Genomic DNA, 18062 nt, shown 5'->3' on the forward strand with positions numbered 1-18062 from the left:
CCCACAGCAACGCTTCTAATTTAGAATCACTATGGTAGTTCGAAATGAGAAGTGCAAATGGAGCCAAGCCGTCGCGCGGGCGAAACGATCCGGCGCACGCGCCCATGCTGGCCACCATGGAGCTCATCGGCCAACGCTGGATCCTGCGCGTCCTCTGGGAGTTGGAACCCGGCCGCCTCGGCTTCCTCGAACTGCGCCGCCGCATGGGCAACTGCTCGTCGAGCATGCTCTCGACCCGCCTGCAACACCTCCAGACCGCGGGCGTGATCACCAAGAACGCGGACAAAACCTACGAACTCACCCCCGCGGGCCTCGACCTCACCGCGGCCCTCCAGCCACTCTGGAACTGGTCCGAACGCTGGACCCCGCCATCCCCCGATCCCGAGTAGGACATACGACAAAGGCGGTCCCCGGCGCACTACCGGGAACCGCCTTCGCCTAACGACAGGGTTACTTCAAGCGGAGCTTGCCGAACAGACCTTCCTTCTCGTCATCCGGGCCCGCGGTGAAGTACAGCGAGTCGGCATCGCCGAGGCTCTCGCCATTGCCGAACATCAGGGCCCACAGACCCTCGATCTCGACCGGCCGGCTCTTCTCATCGCGCAGGTAGTCGACGAACTTGCCGGTGGCGTCGTCGTAGGCGAGCACGTGGCCGAGGCCACCGAAGTTGCCGACGAGCAGCTTGCCGCTGAGTGGACCGAAGTTCGCGGACGCCACCGCGACACCCCACGGCGCATTGAGGCGACCGCCGTCGTCGAGGATGCGGACCAACTTGCCGCTGCCGTCGAATTCCGCGACCTTGCCTTTGGCTGGCTTGCCCTTCGCGTCCTTCTCCTGGTCCTTGTCGAGCGAATCCTCTTCGGCCTTGTCGAACTTGGACGCGTCCTGCTCATCCGGCTTGGTGTCCGCGTACGAGATGAATACGCGGTTGCCGATGGTGGTCACATTGAACGGGGCGGGATCGCCGGGCTTGGCCTTCTTGCCCTTATCCGGCGCGGCCGCGTCGATCTGGTCGCCGGTGGCGAAGGGGTTGGCGAAGCCGACGGTCGGGATCAGCTGCCAGTCCTTGTCGAAGGTGCGGACCTGCGGATTCTCGCCGAAGTCGGCGGCGAGCAGCTTGTCACCGGACGGAGCGAGCGCGATGCCGAAGAACGCCATGCCCTGGGACTCGCCGTCGAAGACCAGATTCGACGGACCGTCGTGCCGGATGATCGCGCCCTCGGGCCCCTGCTCGGTCCAGGCCGAAATCTTGCCGGAGTCGGTGGCGAAGATGAACCGCGACGAACCGGTCAGCAGCACCGGCGCACCGTCGACATCCACGGGCTGGTCCCGCACGACGAACAGATCGGAGGTGATGGGAGCGCCGTTGAACACGACGCCGGTGGTCTTGCCGATGCTCTTATCCGAGGTGTCGGCATCCGCACCCGGAACCGTGACGATCTTCAGCGGATCCTGGAACAGCTTCTGCACCTTGGGATCCGCGGACGCGCTGACATCGCCGACGAATTGGAAGGATTTACCGCCCGCGCCGACCCAGAAGTGCCCGCCCGCACCCTTCGGGCGATCGGCTAGGCCCCACGCGTTCACCATATCCGGAAAGGTGTACTGCGCTTTGTATTCGGCAGTGTTGGCAGCGAGGTTGGTCTGCGCGTAGTGATTGCCGTCGAGGGCAGGCACTTCATCGTTAGACGACTTCGAATCCGAGCATGCCGCGGCCACGACCAGGGCAGCGCCGAGCACCGAGGCGCGCAGCAGACCGTTGCTGGCCCGCGACCGCCAGGCACCGTTGCGGCGCAATTCACTAAGGCGTGCTTTCAACTTCTTCGTCCTTTCCAGCCACTCGCAACCCTCATTTGGCGATTAGGCGACGCTAACCTTAGCTTGATGGAATTTCGACCGTATCGGAACGTCCCGAATCCGACGGGTTTAAGCTGTCGCGCGTGGTCGCCCCCCAACCTTCCGTCGCCCCCCATCCGGATATCGCTCCGCTCGCTCCATTGCTCGGCACATGGCGCGGACCAGGGCACGGTGAGTACCCGACCATCGAGTCATTCGACTATGTCGAGGAAATCAAGTTCGGCCACCTCGGCCGACCGTTCCTCACCTACCGGCAGCGCACCCGCGCCGCCGACGGCAGCCGGCCGATGCACGCCGAAACCGGTTATCTGCGGTGCCCGCGCCCGGATCACGTCGAATTGATCCTGGCCCACCCGACCGGCATCACCGAGATCTGTGAGGGCAGCCTCACCGTCATCGATGGCGAACTGCGGATGGAATTCGACTCGACCAGCATCGGCCGCAGCAGTACCGCGAAGGTGGTGACCGCCCTCGGCCGTTCGATCAAGCTGGTCGGGGACACCATCGACTACACGCTGCGCATGGCCGCGGTCGGCGAACCACTGACCCACCACCTCGCGGCGACCCTGCACCGCGCCTGATCAGTCACGGGACGGATCAGGGCGCCACGGCACATACGGACGGCCCGCGGCCTGAGCGGCGGCCTCGGCCGAATGCAGTTGGTACGGCGTGATACCGCCCGTCTCCCAAGCGCCGACGGAACCCGCCGCAACGGCCTCGCGTGACTTCGTGGTCAATCCGATCTCGTTGCGCACCACCGTGATCGGCCGATCGGCCAGCGTGAACCAGTCCAGGTCGAGGAAATCGTGGCTGCCATGGGTGAGCGCCCCGCGTCGCATGGCATCGCCGAGGCGCGTCGCCATGCCCGCGGTGCTCAAATGTCCTTCGTTGGCTTCGAACAACCCGGCTCCGGCATGTAGGTAGCCGGTTTCGAAGAGCGAAATCACCATGGCGAGCAGGCTGAACGCGCGCGGGTCGTCATTGGCGCGCGCCATGAATGCGAAGACCTCGATCTCGTTTTCCAGCGTGGTGCCGTATCCGGCGAGCACATGCACCCAGTCGTGCTGGGCGAGCAGCGGCGGCGCGGAACCCGGCAGGCCGGGCGTGACGAAACCACGGTCGGCATAGAAATCGGAGACGCCGCGGCCCAGCGTACCGACGGGCAACTCGCGCAGGGTGGCCCAGTGCGCCGCCAACGCCGGATCATCGCTGACCTGCCCCCAGGACGAATCCAGACTTTCCGTGTGCAGCGCGGTCAACCGGCTCGGATCCAGCCCGCCGAGATAGCCGTTGCGGTCGAAGTCGACCGCGGCGAGTTCGATCGCGCCCTCGGCATATTTCTGCGCCACCGCGATCATCTCGTCGTCGACCTCGAGCGCGTCGGCGAACTCCCGCAGTTTGGTCGCGACCGCGGCTGGCAACGGCCGCACCACCAGCGCGGACAGCAGCATCGTCTGCACGATCCGCTCCCGGAAGATCCGGTTGCGCCGGGCCAGCCCGACCGCGAAGGTCTCGGCATCGACGGGTGGCAGCGTCTCCACCTCGACTCGATGTCCGGTCATCGACAGGAACAGCGACGGAATCAGCAACTGCTGCAGCGGGGTCAGCCCGTCCGCGCCGGACGCCGCGGCGACCACACCGCTGGCCAGCAGCTCCACTTCGGCCGCATCGGGCGGGGTCAGCAGTACATCTTCCATCCGGTCAACTCCAACAAGATCGCCGACAATGTCCACCACGGCGGTGGACGATCACATTATCGATCCGAATCCGGCACGGCGCGTAGTCATTTCGCCGACGGCGTAGTCGCGACGGGCACGGCGTGCCATCGGTGCGTATGCTGAATTCCATCGCGTGACGCTTCCGTCGGCGAAACAGCCGTGGGGCAGCGGCGGTCCGGAAGCAGATTGCGTTCGGAGGGAATCTGGTGGGCTCTGCGGGCTCGAATCGACCGGCGCTCGATCTTCGAGTGCTCGGACCGGTGCGCCTGCTGGTCGATGATCGGGCAATACCGTTGCCCGGCGCCAAACTCCGCGCGCTGCTCGCCATGCTCGTCATCAACCGCCGCAATGCCGTCGCGAAAACCACGCTGGCGAACAGCATCTGGGAAGAGGAGATGCCGAATCGCTCCGTCGACGGCCTCTACGCCTACGTCTCGAATCTGCGCACCGTGTTGCGTTCGGCCGGGGTCGACGACCGGGCCATCCTGCGCACCGTGCACGCCGGATACCTCCTCGATATCGGCGAGGATCAATGCGATGTCGGCCGCTTCGAGCGGGCCAGGACCCAGGGCTCGCTGGCCTTCACCACCGGCGATCTGGAAACCGCGGCCGAATGTTTCGCCGACGCGCTCGCGGAGTGGAGTGGTGAGGCGGTCGCCGGACTGCGCGGACTGCGCTTCGCCGACAATTTCGCCACCGACATGGACGAACGCCGGTTGAATGCCATCGCCGATCGCTTGGACGCGGATATCGCATGCGGGCGCGAAGGCGCGGTGCTTGGCGAACTGACCGCACTGACCACCGAACACGCCGTGAACGAGCGGCTCTGGCGGCTGTTCATCTCCGCGCTCTACCGCACGGGCCGCCAGGCCGACGCCCTCGCCGCCTGTCTGCGCATCCGCCGCAACCTCGCCGACCAGCAGGGCATCGACCCGGATCCACGCACCCTGGCACTGGAGGCGGCGATCCGCAGCCAGCAGGCACTGCCGACGGTCTCCTCCTCACCCGGGGCGACCAAGCGGGATCTGCCCGATGTGCTGCGGCAGGCCTGGCTGCGGGTCGGCGACGGTGAGGCGATCGCCATTCCGGCGACCGGGCTGCGGATCGGCCGGGAATGGGATAACGACATCGTGCTCGACGATGCCCGGGTCAGCCGTAAACACGCGCGCATCGTGCCGCGCGAGAATCGGATCTTCATCCGGGATCGGGATTCGGCCAACGGCGTCTACGTCAACGGTGTGCCGATCGGTGCCGATACCGCACTCGCGCACGGCGATGTCATCCGAATCGGTTCCACCACACTGCGTTACGAGATGCCCGATCGCGGCGCCCCGCCGGAGTCCACCAGTCGCACCAACTGAGTCGGGTTCAGTATCCCGCGGGCAGAGCGGCGAGCAGATCGCGCGTCACCGCGACGGCATTATCCGAACTGCCGCCCTTGACCAGCAAGGTCGCGAAGGCCAGATCCCCGCGATAGCCGACGAACCACGAATGCGAGCCGCCGTCGACCTCGGCCTCCCCGGTCTTCCCGTATACCTCGCCCTGGTCGGCAATGCGTTCGGCGGTACCGCCGGTGACCACCTTGCGCATCATCATGCGCAAACCATCGATCACTTCGGCCCCGATGGCCGGACGGTCCCCTTTGATCTCCGTGGTCCGCCCGGCGATCAGATACGGCACCGGCGCCGACCCGTGCGCGACGGTCGCGGCGAGCACCGCCATTCCGAACGGGCTCACCACCACCTTGCCCTGGCCGATGCCGTCCTCGGTGCGCTGGATCATATCGTCGGCCGGTGGCACCGAACCCGATTCGGTCGGCAGGCCCGGAACCGTATACCCCTGTCCCACACCGAGTTTCGCGGCAGTATCGTGCAGTGCGTCGCTGGGCAGGTCGCTGGCCAGTTTCGCGAATGCGGTGTTGCAGGACCGCTCGTAGGCGGTGGCCATCGGTACGTCACCGAGTTGGAAGAGGTTGTAGTTCGGAATTGTCCTCTCCCCGATGACAATTCGGCTCGGACACGGCAAAACCGTTTCGGGCGTGGCCTTTCCGAGCGACATCGCCGCAGCTGCGGTCACCGTCTTGAAGACCGAGCCCGGCGGATACTGGCCGATGGTGGCCACCGGACCGGCACGGTCGGCCGCCCTGTTCTGTGCGACAGCGAGAATCGCGCCGGTCGACGGCCGCAGCACCACCATCATGGTCTGCTCCTCGCGGCCGCTGACGGCGCGCTGCGCGGAGTTCTGCACATTGCGGTCGATGCTGAGCGAGAACGACGGGGCGGGTTGTGCGGGCACCTCGGTGAGTACGTCGGTATCGGCGCCGTTGGCGTTCATGGTGACAACGCTCCAGCCCGCCTTGCCGTCCACCTCGGCGATCACCGTCTTGCGCACCTGCGCTAGCAGATCGGGCGCGAAATCCCGGTCGGTGGGGACCATATCCCACTGCTGGGTCAGCGTTACCCCGGGCAGACCGATGAGATCTCCACTCACCTGGTCGAATTCGTACTCGCTCAACAGCGCGACGGTGTACTCGCCCTTGGCGGCGGACGCCGCGCTCAGGATCGCCTCGGGGGTGAGCCGGTCGTCGAAGCGGTGCAACGCCGCCGCCAGCGAGGTCGCCGTATGACCCGGATCCGGTGCGGAGGCCACGGTGAACGCGATCCGAGATACCTTGCCCGGCACCAGCACATCGCTGCCGGACTGCTCGTTCACCCTGGCACGCGGGGCCGGGTTGGCGCGCAGTGCCATGGTCTGGGTGGCGCCGAGTTTGGGGTGGATATCGGAGGAGGTCCAGCGCACCATCCAGCGGCCGTCGCTGCGGCCCATCTGCAATTGGCCGGTGTATTTCCAGATCCGGTCCTTGGGCAGGCGCCACTCGTAGGTGTATTCGACGGTCGCGGTATCGCCGGTGACCCTGGCGGCGCCGGTATGCGCGGTCAACTTCTCGGCCTGCAACTCATCCCATGCGGAACGCAGTGCGGCGGTTGCCTTCTCGGGCTGACCGGTGAGTTCGGCCGCGGCCTCGATGTCGTGGCCGGCGAAGGCGGCAAGGAAGGCATCGGCCGCGGGCACCGGTCCCTGCGGGTCGGCCGAACAGCCGGATCCCGCCGCCGCGAGGGCCGCGACGGCCAGCGTAATGAGCATGCGAGTCGACATCGGGACCGATCGTATAGTCAACCGCGAGCAAACGGCTGTGGCACACCGATGTTCGGTGCCACGTTCAGTCGAGCAGCACGGTCGCGAAGGTGGCGATCTGCCGGAATCCGACCCGGCTGTAGGCGCGGCGGGCGATGCTGTTGTAGTCGTTCACGTACAGGCTCGCGGTGCGGCCCGAGGCCACCACCGCATTCGCCACGGCGGCCGTACCGCGGGTGCCGAGACCGGCGCCGCGACGTTGCGGATGTACCCACACGCCCTGGATCTGCCCGGTACGCCGGGACAGCGATCCGACCTCGGCCTTGAACACCACTTCGCCGTCCTCGAAACGCGCCCAGGCGCGGCCGGATTCGATCAGGCTCTGGATCCGGCGCCGATAGCCACGGCCGCCGTCACCCGCGCGTGGATCGACCCCGACCTCCTCGATGAACATGGCGATCGCCGCGGCGAGATAGCGCTCCAGCTCATCCGGCCGAACCCGGCGGACCTGCGCATCGGCGGCGGCCAGCGCGGGCTGGCCGAGGGCTAGCAGCGGCTGCGCACCGCGTAGCTCGCGTTCCGGTCCCCAATGCGCGGACAGCATCTCCCACAGCGGCAACGTCAATTCCTGACGCCCGACCACCGACGAACACACCCGCGGCCAGCGGACCGCCCGCGTGGCAAAGGCGCGCAACGCATCCTCGTCACCGCGCAAAGGCACCAGATTCGCGCCGGAGAAGCAGAGGGATTCCGACGGTCCACCCCGACTCCACAGTTCACCGTGTCCGACACCGGTATCCAAGCCGAATTCCTGTAGCCGCGCCGCCACCATGCACGAGGCGATCGGATCGCTGTCCAGCACCCGCAGCACCTGTGCCAGATCCCGATTCGCGAGCTGACGCGCGGGGGCATCCTTGGCCCGTCGCGCTGGCTCCAGCAGACTCCGCACATCGACAGCCTGCCACGAATCGGTCGACTGTGGTACGGCTACTCGGGAACTCCCGCCCGTAACGACCGCTTGCGGGTCGCTCGAAAGGTCAGCCGACGGTGACGACGGGTTCGCCCGCGCCTTCCGTCTCGCCCATCTCTTCGGCGATGCGCATGGCCTCTTCGATCAAGGTCTCCACGATCTGCGCCTCCGGCACGGTCTTGATGACCTGCCCCTTGACGAAGATCTGGCCCTTGCCGTTGCCCGAGGCGACACCGAGATCGGCCTCGCGCGCCTCACCCGGACCGTTCACCACGCAGCCCATCACGGCCACCCGCAGCGGCACCTCCATGCCCTCCAGACCGGCGCTCACCGCATTGGCCAAGGTGTACACATCGACCTGGGCGCGACCGCAGGACGGGCAGGAGACGATCTCGAGCTTGCGCGGGCGCAGGTTCAGCGACTGCAGGATCTGCCCGCCGACCTTGACCTCCTCGGCAGGCGGCGCGGACAGCGATACCCGGATCGTGTCGCCGATGCCCTCCGACAGCAGCGAGCCGAATGCGACGGCGGACTTGATCGTGCCCTGGAACGCCGGGCCGGCCTCGGTCACACCGAGGTGCAGCGGGTAGTCGGACTGCGCGGCCAACTGGCGGTAGGCCTCGACCATGATCACCGGATCATTGTGCTTGACCGAGATCTTGATATTGCCGAAGCCGTGTTCCTCGAACAGGCTCGCCTCCCACAGCGCCGATTCGACCAGCGCCTCCGGGGTCGCCTTGCCGTACTTCTCCAACATCCGCTTATCCAGCGAACCGGCGTTCACGCCGATGCGAATCGGGATGCCCGCGGCGCCCGCGGCCTTGGCCACCTCGCCGACCCGGCCGTCGAATTCCTTGATATTGCCCGGGTTTACGCGCACCGCGGCACAACCCGCATCGATGGCGGCGAAGATATAGCGCGGCTGGAAATGAATATCCGCGATCACCGGGATCTGGCTCTTGCGCGCGATGGTCGCCAGTGCGTCGGCGTCCTCCTGACGCGGGCAGGCGACGCGCACGATATCGCAGCCCGAGGCCGTCAGTTCGGCGATCTGCTGCAGGGTGGCGTTGACGTCGTGGGTTTTGGTGGTGGTCATCGACTGCACGGAAATCGGGTAATCGCTGCCGACGCCCACATTGCCCACCATCAATTGGCGGGTCTTGCGGCGAGGCGCGAGAACGGCCGCGGGTGCGGTCGGCATCCCCAATCCGATTGTGCTGGTCACTTTCGGCTGCCTACTTTCGTGCGTACTGTTTCGGGCCGTTCGCCTACCGAGGATAGCCGCGTGTTGCGGCTGCTCACCCTGTGACAGCCATGACATGAGTCATGACACACAGATGTCCCGAAATGCCAGCAATCCGGCGTACGCGGTGGTTATCGCGGAACAACCGCGACAGGTTAGCGCGTCAGCGGAACAACTGGATCGGATTCACGATGTCGGCGACCAGCGTGAGCACCATATACGCACCGCCGATCACCACTGCGATGTAGGTCACCGGAAGCAGTTTCAAATAGTCGACCGGAGCGCCCGGCGCCAGTCCCTTCCAGCCACGGACGGTATTGCGGACCTTCTCGTAGAGCACCACCGCGATATGGCCGCCGTCCAGCGGCAGCAGCGGCAGCAGGTTGAACGCGCCGAGGAAGAAATTCAGGCTGGCCAGGACCAGGATGAACACGCCCCACAGGCCCCGCTCGGCGGTCTCGCCGCCGATCTTGCTCGCGCCGTAGACACTGACCGGGGTTTCCGGATCGCGCTCGCCACCGGTCACCGCGGTCCACAGCGCGGAAACCTTCTGCGGCATCTGGGCCAGCGATTCCACCGTGCGCACGAACATCTGCCCGGTGTACGCACCCGCGGCCGGGATCGCGGCCAGCGCGTTGTACTTCAGGGGTTCGTAGTACTCCGAACCGACGCCGACCGCGCTGACCTCGCGGCCCGGCCCGCCGTCGTCGGGATAGCGGGTGACGCGTTCCGGGGTGACCTCGATGGTCCTGGTCTGACCGTCGCGCTCGATGGTGTAGGTGAACGAACCGGTCTGCTTCTGGGTTTCGGCGGTGAACTGCTGCCAGGTCGTCACCTTCACCCCGTTGACGGCCTTGACCACGTCACCGCGCTGCATACCGGCCTGCTGCGCCGGTCCGGTGCCCTGGCAGTCGGCCAGCGATTTATCCGGATTCTGCTGGGCGACGCATTTCATCGCGCCGATGGTGGTCGCGGGCGGCTGGTCGAAGCGCGGCAGTCCCCAACCGATGGCAAGTACGACCAGCAGGAGGAAGCCGAGTACGAAGTTCATCGCGATCCCGCCGAACATCACGACCAGGCGCTTCCAGGTGGCCTGGCGGTACATGGCCCGGTCGAGATCCTCGGGTGCGAGTTCGTCCAGTGCGGTCATGCCCGCGATATCGCAGAAGCCACCGAGCGGGAGCGCCTTGAGACCGTATTCGGTTTCACCGCGCCGGAACGAGAAAATCTTGGGACCGAAACCGATGAAATAGCGCCGCACCTTCATACCGGTGGACTGGGCGGCCCACATATGCCCGCATTCGTGCAGCGCGATCGAAATCGTGATGCCGAGGGCGAACAGTACGAACCCCAACGCGAACACCATTTGCTGTACAGCCCTCCTGCGTTGCGCAGCTCGCCTCAAATGAAGTGCGGCCGCCCGCAGCGGCCGCGATTACCCGCACAGGCACGTCCATCCGCGCCGCGGGCACCCCGACCACAGTAACCGGACGCCGACCAACCCTCTCCGGTAAGTCTGCCAGGCCGCCGTCCTGCGGCGCGCCCGATACGGTTCTATCAGCGATTGACGAGGGTGCGCGCGTAGTCGCGGGCCCAGGTATCGGCGGCGAGTACGTCCTGCAATGTCTCCGGTTCGGCGCGCCACCGATCGGCCGCCTCGACCGCGCGGGCGACGGTGCGCACGATATCCGGGAAACGGATGATCCCGTCCAGAAAGGCTTGCACCGCAATCTCATTCGCCGCGTTGTAGACCGCGGTGACGCTGCCGCCCGAGGTACCCGCCTGCCTGGCGAGCTCGACCGCGGGGAATACCGCATTGTCGACGGGCTCGAATTCCCAGGTCGACGCGGTGCTGAAGTCGCAGGCGGCGGCCGCGCCCGGTACCCGATCGGGCCAGCCGAGTGCCAAAGCGATCGGCAGCTTCATATCGGGCGGGCTGGCCTGGGCCAGCGTGGAGCCGTCTTTGAAGGTAACCATCGAGTGCACGATCGACTGCGGATGCACCGTGACATCGATGCGGTCGTATGGCACCCCGAACAGCAGATGTGTTTCGATCAGTTCGAGGCCCTTGTTCACCAGCGAGGCCGAATTCAGCGTATTCATCAGGCCCATCGACCAGGTCGGATGCGCCTTCGCCTCGGACGGATTCACCGATTCCAGCATTTCGGTGGTCCAGCCGCGGAACGGACCTCCCGACGCGGTCAGCACCAGCCGATCCACCTCCTCGGCCCGGCCGCCGCGCAGGCATTGGGCGAGCGCGGAATGTTCGGAGTCGACCGGCACGATCTGCCCGGGTGCGGCGGCGCGGGTCACCAGCGAGCCACCCGCGACGAGGGATTCCTTATTCGCCAGCGCCAGCCGGGTGCCCGATTGCAGGGTGGCCAGGGTCGGCTCCAGGCCGAGCGAACCGACGAGTGCGTTGAGTACCACATCGGCCTCGGTGCGGCGCACCAATTCGGTGACCGCGCCGGGGCCGCTCAGAGCCAGGTCGAGTCGGGTGCCCGCGGCCGGATCGGCGACCGCGACATTGCGGGTCCCGGTGGCGGCCATCTGGGCCGCGAGCAGCTCGGTATTGCCGCCGCGCGCGGCCAGGCCGACCACCTCGAACTTGTCGGGATTGGCGGCAATCACCTCGAGCGCCTGGGTACCGATGGAACCGGTGCTGCCGAGCAGAAGGACTCTCACGATGTCGGACACGGCCCCATTGTGGCAGCGGGGCTAGCGACGCGCGCGGAGGCGGTAGCCTGCGTAACCACGTAGGGCGCCGTTCGCCGATCGAACACAGCCCTGCTGGCTACGACGAGCGGTCGTATGCCACGATATCGGCAGCAACGCTTACACCGAGCTAAGGAGCGATCGTGGCCGCCACGGAACTCGAACCCACCAGTGACCGCGCAATCGTCACCCACGTGGATACCGCCGAGGTTCCGTCCGCCGAATGGGGCTGGAGCGGGGAATCGCACCGCACCTTCCGTGTCGCGGGCTGGATCGTCTGCGTGATCCTGGTGGCCATGACGATCGGCAACCACAAGGGCCACATCGAGGACCTGTTCCTGGTCGGTTTCGCCGCCGTGATCGCGGGCATCATGATCCGCGACTCGATCCTGCGCCGCAAGCCTCGGTAGTCCACACCGAAAGGTATCGACTCGCTCGGGGATTCGCCCGCCTAACGCCCTCGTCGCTTGGCGGGCTTTTTCTTGGCTCCGGCGTTCTTGACGACATTCCTCGTCGAACGCTTGGCGGCGGTCTTCTTCGGCTCGGTCTTCTTGCGCTGAGCCTGGGCCCGCGAGCTGCGTTCCGAGCGGCCGCGCACGATGCCGACGAACTCTTCGATCAGTTCGGTGCTGTGTGCGGCCGGCCAGGCCAGGGCGATTTCCGTAGCCGGGACGCCCATCATCGTCCGGTAGACGAGATCGCGGCGAGCGTACAGCCGGGCAATGGAATGCGGGACGATGGCGACGCCGACACCGGCCGCGACCAATTCCATGGTGCCCGCGATCGCATCGATATCGCTCGAGTCCTGGATCCGTTCACCCTCCAGATCGCCCATGCCCACCTGTTCGAACAGCGACAAGGTGTGGTCTTTGGGTACCACGACGACGGGAAGCTCGCGGTAGAGCGGAATCGCGCTCAGACCTTCGCGATCGATGGGCAGACGGACGAAACAGGCGTCGACGCGCCCGTCACGCAGCGCGGCGAGTTGTTCGGCCATCGGGATCGGGAGCATCTCCAGCGGGGTGTCCGGAAACCGCTCATCCCAGATCCGCGTCCATTTGGAGACCGTCACGCCAGGTACGAAGCCGACCCGCAATGCGACATCCTCGGCCACGGGCTCGGGCTCTTCTTCGGCGCGCGCGACGATATCCCTGGCATCGCGCAGCAACTGCTGTCCGGCGTCGGTCAGCTGCGTCGGCTGCGCTCCGGGCACAAAGAGTTTCATTCCGAGTTCTTGCTCCAAGTCGATCACCGTGTGACTCAACTTCTGCCGCGAAATGTGCAGCGATTTCGCAGCACGGGCGAAATGCAGTTCCTCGGCAACCGCGACAAACCAGCGCAGGCGCGTCACGTCGATGGACTCGGGGTTCATTCGTACGAGGGTATTGCCATCGGGGCTGTCGACTCACGAGGCGGGTGGTCTGAGGGCACGCCCGGGCCGGATACGCGGTGGCCTCGCATTCGCTCGTCCAAGCGCAACAGACTGCGGACGGACTACGTCCGGCTGCGCCCATTAGGCTGTACCGGTGAGCCCGGATAAGAAACCGCAGACCATGAAGCCGCTGACCGCGGCGAACAAGCTCGGCATCTACCTTCCGGCGACGCCCGAGGAATTCCGCAACTCCCCGATCTCCCGCGCCGAACTCGAAGACTTGCGCACCAACCCCCCGGCCTGGCTGACCGAACTACGCAAGACCGGCCCCTTCCCCCGCGATATCGTCGCCCGCAAACTCGGAGTTTCCAATGCCGGCCTGGCCCGCGCCGAAGTCTCGGACGCGATGAACGCCGAGGAAATCGCCGCCCTGCTCGCCGACCCGCCCGAATGGCTGACCCGCGAACGCGAGAACTACGCCGCGGTGCTGAAGGAGAACGAGCGCATCAAAACCCAACAGGCCGAACGCCGCGCCGCTTCCAACCGCCCCGCCAAGAACCGCACGTAGAACAGCCGCACCCACCTTGGGTGCGGCTGTATTCGGGTGGTGGAAGCGGTTATGTCGCACCGGATTTCGTGGTGACCAGTTGGCAGGATCCGTCGGCGCACGAGCGCTGCAGTCGGCCGCGAGAGAGCGTCTGGAGCAAGCCGATCGCCCAGCAGGTCGGGCAGCCACGCAGTGCGACGAGACCGACCGGCAGGAGCAGCAGACCGACGGGGCCGACCGCCGGGATCAGTGCGAACGAACCGATCACAGCACCGAATCCGATTGCGCCACGGGCCAAATGGCGCGATAGCGACGCACTGGCGAACTCATCGGCCATTACCGACCTCCAATCTCTCCTGCACCGCCATACGCGCCCGATGCAGCCGTGATTTCATGGCCGCGGTGCTCAGCCCGAGCAGATCCGCGACCATTCGACCGCTGTACCCCTGCACATCTCGCATGATCAGCACCCGCCGCTGATCGCCGGGCAGTGCCGCGATCGCCGCGGCCACCCGCTCGGCCTCCCAGCGATTGATCGCCTCCTCTTCCGCCGATGCGATGGCCGAGTCGGGAATCAGTTCGGCCCGACGCACGCGTAACCGCAGTTGCCGCAGGCATTCATTGCGCACAATGCGAAACATCCACGAGGCCAACGCACCCGATGCTCGCAATGTCCCGATCTTGCGGTACAGAATGATCAGCGCCTCCTGCGCCGCATCCTCGGCATCCTCCGGTGTCGCGCACAGCGAGTACGCGAAGCGCCGCACATGCGGATGCGATCCGGACACAAGGGAGGTGATCGACTCGATATCGCCCGCCCGCGCCGCGGCGACGAGATGTTCGTCGGGCCAGCACACCTCGGTCATTCCGACCGGCTCCGCCGCCGCAGCACAGTGATGCTGCACGCGCAAATCAGCAGCGCCCCAACAACAATCGCGGCTATGATCACGACAAACCTCCCGATTTCGTGCCGACCGTGTTGCCGACACAAGTATGAGAGGTGTAAACCCGCACAAAGGATTCACCGCAATCGAGCATTGCAGCCCGATCCATGCGGACAAACGACCAGACGTTGTTACGATGTGCCGAGGGGCATCAAGGGAGGTGCGGTGGCTGAGGCCGATCGGGCGCCGGTACGCGTCGATCCATCCAAGCCGAACGCTGCTCGGGTGTACAACTATCTACTCGGCGGTAAAGACAACTACGAGGTAGACCAGCGGGTCGCCGAGCGAATGCTCGCGGTCGCGCCGGACACCAAGACGACGGCCTGGTTCAGTCGTAAATTCCTGCTCAACGCTGTGGAAGAGGCGGCCCAGGCGGGGATTCGGCAATTCATCGATATCGGTGCCGGAATCCCCATCTCGCCCAACGTGCACGAGATAGCGCAGAAGGTCGACCCGGCGGCACGCGTCGTGATGATCGACTACGACCCGGTCGTGTACGTGCACACCAACGCGCTGCTGTCCGGCACATCCGGTGTCACATCGATACTCGGTGATATCCGCCGCACGGACGAGATCATCGAGAATGCGCGGACCGAAGGACAGATCGACTTCGACCAGCCGGTAGCGATTCTGATCGTCGGCGTGCTGCACTTCTTGATGGACGACGAACACCCGGCCGAGATCATCGCGCGACTGCGCGATGTGATGGCACCGGGAAGCATCCTGGCCTTCACCCATGGATCGGTCGACACGCACACGGAGTTCGTCGCGCAGTCGACCGGCGATACCAACGGCAGCTCGGCGCAGGTCCAATTCCGGACCCCGGATATGGTGGCCGCCTACCTGGACGGCTTCGAGATAGTCGAACCCGGTCTGGTGCCGGTACAGGATTGGCTCGACGACGACCTGCCGCGCACCAAGTTGGTGCTGTTGGGCGGAGTCGGTCGCAAACCCTAGCTCGCGGCGAGCGTATCGGCGCGTGCCGCGAGCGCGTCGGCGATCGGACGTGGACGGCGACCGAGTCCACATGCAGTCGCGACGCCGTCCACCGGTCTACTCAGCGCGTTCTCGATCAACCGCAAGGTCTCGACCTGCTCTGGCACCGTGGGAGTGTCGTGGACGAATCCCGCGTAGAAATTGGTGCCCGCGCCGAGTGACAGGTCCGCGAGGGGTGCGTAGAACGCGGGATCCACCGACGGCGGGATATCTCCGGCCGCGAGCGGACCGTGCACGTAGGTCAGCGGCCGATCCGAAGGCCACTGCCGGGCAACGGAATTGGCCAGCTCCACGAAGGGTCGCAGATCACGCATGCTGGCCCGGGACTTGTTGTGCATGCTTCCGACGCACAGGTGCACGCCGAATCTGGTTCCCGCAGGCGTGGATTCGGCCAGCGCCGCAATCCCCTCGCCGAGGCGCAATGCCGCCTCCAGCCGTCGGTGCAGTGGTTGTGCCTTCGCCATGAGCACCATTTCCGCGGTCGCCTCCAATTGCACGACGACGTCCTCGGTACCGACCAGTTCGTGGATGGCCGCGATATCGCGCACAGTCGCGTCACGGAATGCCTTGCGGTGCGACCGGACTCCTGTAATGCCCATGGCGATGAAGGCCAGGGTGAAATCGGTCGGCATCCCGATCTGGAGAGTGAGTTCGGGCAGCTCGCGCGCCGTGCGCAAATCCTGGAATATCGGCAGCGCCTCCTGGGCCTCGGCGAGATAACCGAGCTCCATCATGTCGCCCGTAAGCTCGCGACCGCTCGGAACGCGATGGATGGTCCGCTCCCGACTCGACCGCCATGTACCCGACTTCTTCACTTCCAATGCGCCCTGCGCCACCAGATCCTCGATGATCGGCTGGATGTAGAACTCGTAGCGCCGCGTTTCCCCGGTCGGGAGCGTGCGTAGGCGCGGTCCCGCGGCATCGAGCATCGCGCGCATCGCGTCGTCCGTACTCGCACCCGGAAAGCTGCCGACAAAGTGCACACCACGCGAACCCATGCCGTGCATCGTAGATCGCATCCTCGTCACGCAACCCCATAGCTACGGATCTTCGTGTGCGGTATGGTGATTCGCCAGAAGATGGCGCGGCGCACGATACTCCCATTCGGAGGGAACGCGGTGACGAAGAAGCTCTACGCCCGAATGCTGGTGGCCGCTACCGCGGCGGCGACAATGCTCGGTGTGGTGCCGGGTGGGGCCAGTGCCGATCCGGCCGCCTCGCCAGACCGTTGTCAGGAGATCTCTTTTCCCGTGCCGCAGGGGACGTTGGGCGCGACCCTGTGCCTGCCGGACCGGCCGACCGACGCCGTCATGGTGTTGATGGCAGGGTCCAACTACAACCACACCTACTGGGATTTCCCTTACGCCCCAGAGACTTACAACTTCCGGCGCGCGATGAACGCAGCGGGTTACGCGACGCTGGTGGCCGATCGGCTCGGTAACGGCGCAAGCACCCGTCCGCCGAGCATGTCACTGACCGCGTCCGCCACCGCGGAAGCCCTGCACAACATCGTGCAAGCCCTGCGCCGCGGACTCGCGGGCGCACAGCCGTTCGGCAAGGTCGTCACCGGTGGTCATTCGCTGAGCTCCGGCACCTCGGTCATGGAGGCCACCACCTACCATGACGTCGACGGCGTGCTGCTCACCGGATATTCGCACACCCTGAGCGTGCCGGACGTCCTCGGTGTGATCGGCACCTACTATCAGGCGGTGCAGGATCCCGTATTCGCCAGCCGCGGATACGATTCGGGCTATCTCGTGACCCGGCCGGGCACCCGGGCCAGTGATTTCTTCGGGCCGGACAATTATGATCCACAGGTGCTCGCGATCGATGAGGCGACGAAGGAAACCTTCTCGCTCACCGAATATCCCGACGGCCTCACCTCTACCCTGCCAGGGATGTCCAGCTTGATCACCGCTCCGGTCATGGTCGTCAATGGCAGTTTGGACCGGTTGTCGTGTGGACCCGCCTATGCGATCTGCGCCGACGGCACGACCCTGCAGGCCGCGGAGGCCGCGTTTTTCAGTCCGGCCGCGCGGTTGCGTACCTTCGTGCTGCCCGGCAGCGGACATTCGGTGAATCTCGCACGGAACACAGCGCAATATCATGCCGCCGTCATCGACTGGATGAAGTCGGTCGTCGGATAGCTCGATCTACTTGCGGCAGTTCAGTTTCCGTGATCACAACAACGGACTGATCTGCGGAGGACAAGGGCGCACCACTGCGGCCGCGCGGTCGTGTGCCTCGGGATCGCACAAATAACGCACCGGCTGACCTTCGGCCAGTGCGCGATACCCCGGCACATCGATGCGGCTGTATTCGACGAACACCGGCCATTGCCGTACACCGTCTGGATCGATGAAGCCGAACCCGCGCTGTTCGTCGAACCAGGCCACCATACCGGTCAGCCACACCGAAGTCGGATCGATAACGCTGCCCAATCGCAGCCTCCGCGACGCCGAATTCGGCCTACCCGCGAATACCACTGGTAAACACCATTTTTCAGGCCGCGAAACAGCCGGACCAGGGGTGATATCCACTCGATTAACCGACCGGATCCCGGGT

19 protein-coding genes are annotated in these 18062 nt (G+C 65.7%); 7 read left to right on the forward strand and 12 right to left on the reverse strand.

Going from position 1 to position 18062, the window contains the following annotated elements:
• Positions 1-44 precede the first annotated feature (44 nt).
• Positions 45-389 carry a winged helix-turn-helix transcriptional regulator gene (locus ACZ60G_RS29320; protein WP_465813976.1) on the forward strand — a complete coding sequence of 115 codons (345 nt, stop codon included), beginning with the start codon at positions 45-47 and terminating at the stop codon, positions 387-389.
• A gap of 61 nt (positions 390-450) precedes the next feature.
• Here ACZ60G_RS29320 and ACZ60G_RS29325 read toward each other — a convergent pair whose 3' ends face one another.
• A complete protein-coding gene (locus ACZ60G_RS29325) occupies positions 451-1755 on the reverse strand; it encodes a TIGR03118 family protein (protein ID WP_465814176.1) in 1305 nt (434 codons plus the stop codon).
• 176 nt (positions 1756-1931) lie between these two features.
• Between ACZ60G_RS29325 and ACZ60G_RS29330 the strand changes: the two genes are divergently transcribed.
• The gene (locus ACZ60G_RS29330; RefSeq protein WP_465814178.1) at positions 1932-2438 is read left to right on the forward strand and encodes a peroxynitrite isomerase; all 507 of its coding nucleotides are present in this window, start codon (positions 1932-1934) and stop codon (positions 2436-2438) included.
• Here the strand turns inward: ACZ60G_RS29330 and ACZ60G_RS29335 are convergent, their stop codons facing one another.
• Positions 2439-3554, reverse strand: coding sequence for a hypothetical protein (locus ACZ60G_RS29335; RefSeq protein WP_465813977.1), 1116 nt, complete (start codon positions 3552-3554; stop codon positions 2439-2441). It abuts the gene before it with no gap.
• Positions 3555-3781: 227 nt separating this feature from the next.
• On the opposite strand from ACZ60G_RS29335, the gene ACZ60G_RS29340 reads away from it, so the two are divergent.
• A complete protein-coding gene (locus ACZ60G_RS29340) occupies positions 3782-4936 on the forward strand; it encodes a BTAD domain-containing putative transcriptional regulator (RefSeq protein WP_465813979.1) in 1155 nt (384 codons plus the stop codon).
• A gap of 7 nt (positions 4937-4943) precedes the next feature.
• Here ACZ60G_RS29340 and ACZ60G_RS29345 read toward each other — a convergent pair whose 3' ends face one another.
• The 5 genes from ACZ60G_RS29345 to dxr form a co-directional block, all read right to left on the reverse strand.
• Complete coding sequence (locus ACZ60G_RS29345) at positions 4944-6731, reverse strand: penicillin-binding transpeptidase domain-containing protein (protein WP_465813981.1); 1788 nt, start codon at positions 6729-6731, stop codon at positions 4944-4946.
• 64 nt (positions 6732-6795) lie between these two features.
• Positions 6796-7659: a GNAT family N-acetyltransferase gene (locus ACZ60G_RS29350; RefSeq protein WP_465813983.1), complete on the reverse strand. Its 864-nt coding sequence runs from the start codon at positions 7657-7659 to the stop codon at positions 6796-6798.
• A gap of 88 nt (positions 7660-7747) precedes the next feature.
• Entirely contained in the window at positions 7748-8905 is a 1158-nt protein-coding gene (ispG, locus tag ACZ60G_RS29355; RefSeq protein WP_465813985.1) for a flavodoxin-dependent (E)-4-hydroxy-3-methylbut-2-enyl-diphosphate synthase, read from the reverse strand.
• 181 nt (positions 8906-9086) lie between these two features.
• Entirely contained in the window at positions 9087-10289 is a 1203-nt protein-coding gene (locus ACZ60G_RS29360; protein WP_465813987.1) for a M50 family metallopeptidase, read from the reverse strand.
• Between the two features lie 191 nt (positions 10290-10480).
• Positions 10481-11620 (reverse strand): 1-deoxy-D-xylulose-5-phosphate reductoisomerase, encoded by a 1140-nt coding sequence (dxr, locus tag ACZ60G_RS29365; protein WP_465813989.1) that lies wholly within the window; start codon positions 11618-11620, stop codon positions 10481-10483.
• A 161-nt stretch (positions 11621-11781) separates the two neighbouring features.
• Here dxr and ACZ60G_RS29370 point away from each other — a divergent pair, with 161 nt between their 5' ends.
• Positions 11782-12048 (forward strand): DUF2631 domain-containing protein, encoded by a 267-nt coding sequence (locus tag ACZ60G_RS29370; protein ID WP_465813991.1) that lies wholly within the window; start codon positions 11782-11784, stop codon positions 12046-12048.
• Between the two features lie 41 nt (positions 12049-12089).
• Here ACZ60G_RS29370 and ACZ60G_RS29375 read toward each other — a convergent pair whose 3' ends face one another.
• Positions 12090-13010 carry a LysR family transcriptional regulator gene (locus tag ACZ60G_RS29375; RefSeq protein ID WP_465813993.1) on the reverse strand — a complete coding sequence of 307 codons (921 nt, stop codon included), beginning with the start codon at positions 13008-13010 and terminating at the stop codon, positions 12090-12092.
• Between the two features lie 154 nt (positions 13011-13164).
• Here ACZ60G_RS29375 and ACZ60G_RS29380 point away from each other — a divergent pair, with 154 nt between their 5' ends.
• On the forward strand, positions 13165-13578 hold the full coding sequence (locus ACZ60G_RS29380; protein WP_465813995.1) for a DUF5997 family protein: 414 nt from the start codon (positions 13165-13167) through the stop codon (positions 13576-13578).
• 49 nt (positions 13579-13627) lie between these two features.
• Here the strand turns inward: ACZ60G_RS29380 and ACZ60G_RS29385 are convergent, their stop codons facing one another.
• Together ACZ60G_RS29385 and ACZ60G_RS29390 are read right to left on the reverse strand one after the other, a co-directional pair.
• Positions 13628-13894 (reverse strand): hypothetical protein, encoded by a 267-nt coding sequence (locus ACZ60G_RS29385; RefSeq protein ID WP_465813997.1) that lies wholly within the window; start codon positions 13892-13894, stop codon positions 13628-13630.
• Positions 13884-14423: an RNA polymerase sigma factor gene (locus tag ACZ60G_RS29390; RefSeq protein ID WP_465813999.1), complete on the reverse strand. Its 540-nt coding sequence runs from the start codon at positions 14421-14423 to the stop codon at positions 13884-13886. Before ACZ60G_RS29390 ends, ACZ60G_RS29385 begins: the two co-directional genes overlap by 11 nt.
• Before the next feature lie 243 nt (positions 14424-14666).
• On the opposite strand from ACZ60G_RS29390, the gene ACZ60G_RS29395 reads away from it, so the two are divergent.
• Positions 14667-15458, forward strand: coding sequence for an SAM-dependent methyltransferase (locus ACZ60G_RS29395; RefSeq protein WP_465814001.1), 792 nt, complete (start codon positions 14667-14669; stop codon positions 15456-15458).
• Here ACZ60G_RS29395 and ACZ60G_RS29400 read toward each other — a convergent pair.
• Positions 15455-16495 carry a hypothetical protein gene (locus ACZ60G_RS29400; protein WP_465814003.1) on the reverse strand — a complete coding sequence of 347 codons (1041 nt, stop codon included), beginning with the start codon at positions 16493-16495 and terminating at the stop codon, positions 15455-15457. The genes ACZ60G_RS29395 and ACZ60G_RS29400 overlap by 4 nt on opposite strands.
• Before the next feature lie 120 nt (positions 16496-16615).
• Between ACZ60G_RS29400 and ACZ60G_RS29405 the strand changes: the two genes are divergently transcribed.
• Positions 16616-17644 (forward strand): alpha/beta hydrolase, encoded by a 1029-nt coding sequence (locus ACZ60G_RS29405; RefSeq protein ID WP_465814005.1) that lies wholly within the window; start codon positions 16616-16618, stop codon positions 17642-17644.
• 33 nt (positions 17645-17677) lie between these two features.
• Here ACZ60G_RS29405 and ACZ60G_RS29410 read toward each other — a convergent pair whose 3' ends face one another.
• Positions 17678-17938: a cold shock domain-containing protein gene (locus tag ACZ60G_RS29410; RefSeq protein WP_465814007.1), complete on the reverse strand. Its 261-nt coding sequence runs from the start codon at positions 17936-17938 to the stop codon at positions 17678-17680.
• Between the last annotated feature and the right edge of the window lie 124 nt (positions 17939-18062).

It is taken from the genome of Nocardia sp. NPDC102475 (genome assembly GCF_055584605.1).

Excerpts from the sequence above, each read along its gene's own strand:
- ACZ60G_RS29385 (WP_465813997.1), bottom strand. The coding sequence starts at position 13,894 with ATGGCCGATGAGTTCGCCAGTGCGTCGCTATCGCGCCATTTGGCCCGT.
- ACZ60G_RS29320 (WP_465813976.1), top strand. The coding sequence starts at position 45 with ATGAGAAGTGCAAATGGAGCCAAGCCGTCGCGCGGGCGAAACGATCCG.
- ACZ60G_RS29360 (WP_465813987.1), bottom strand. The coding sequence starts at position 10,289 with ATGGTGTTCGCGTTGGGGTTCGTACTGTTCGCCCTCGGCATCACGATT.
- ACZ60G_RS29335 (WP_465813977.1), bottom strand. The coding sequence starts at position 3,554 with ATGGAAGATGTACTGCTGACCCCGCCCGATGCGGCCGAAGTGGAGCTG.
- ACZ60G_RS29400 (WP_465814003.1), bottom strand. The coding sequence starts at position 16,495 with ATGGGTTCGCGTGGTGTGCACTTTGTCGGCAGCTTTCCGGGTGCGAGT.
- ACZ60G_RS29375 (WP_465813993.1), bottom strand. The coding sequence starts at position 13,010 with ATGAACCCCGAGTCCATCGACGTGACGCGCCTGCGCTGGTTTGTCGCG.
- ACZ60G_RS29390 (WP_465813999.1), bottom strand. The coding sequence starts at position 14,423 with ATGACCGAGGTGTGCTGGCCCGACGAACATCTCGTCGCCGCGGCGCGG.
- ACZ60G_RS29345 (WP_465813981.1), bottom strand. The coding sequence starts at position 6,731 with ATGTCGACTCGCATGCTCATTACGCTGGCCGTCGCGGCCCTCGCGGCG.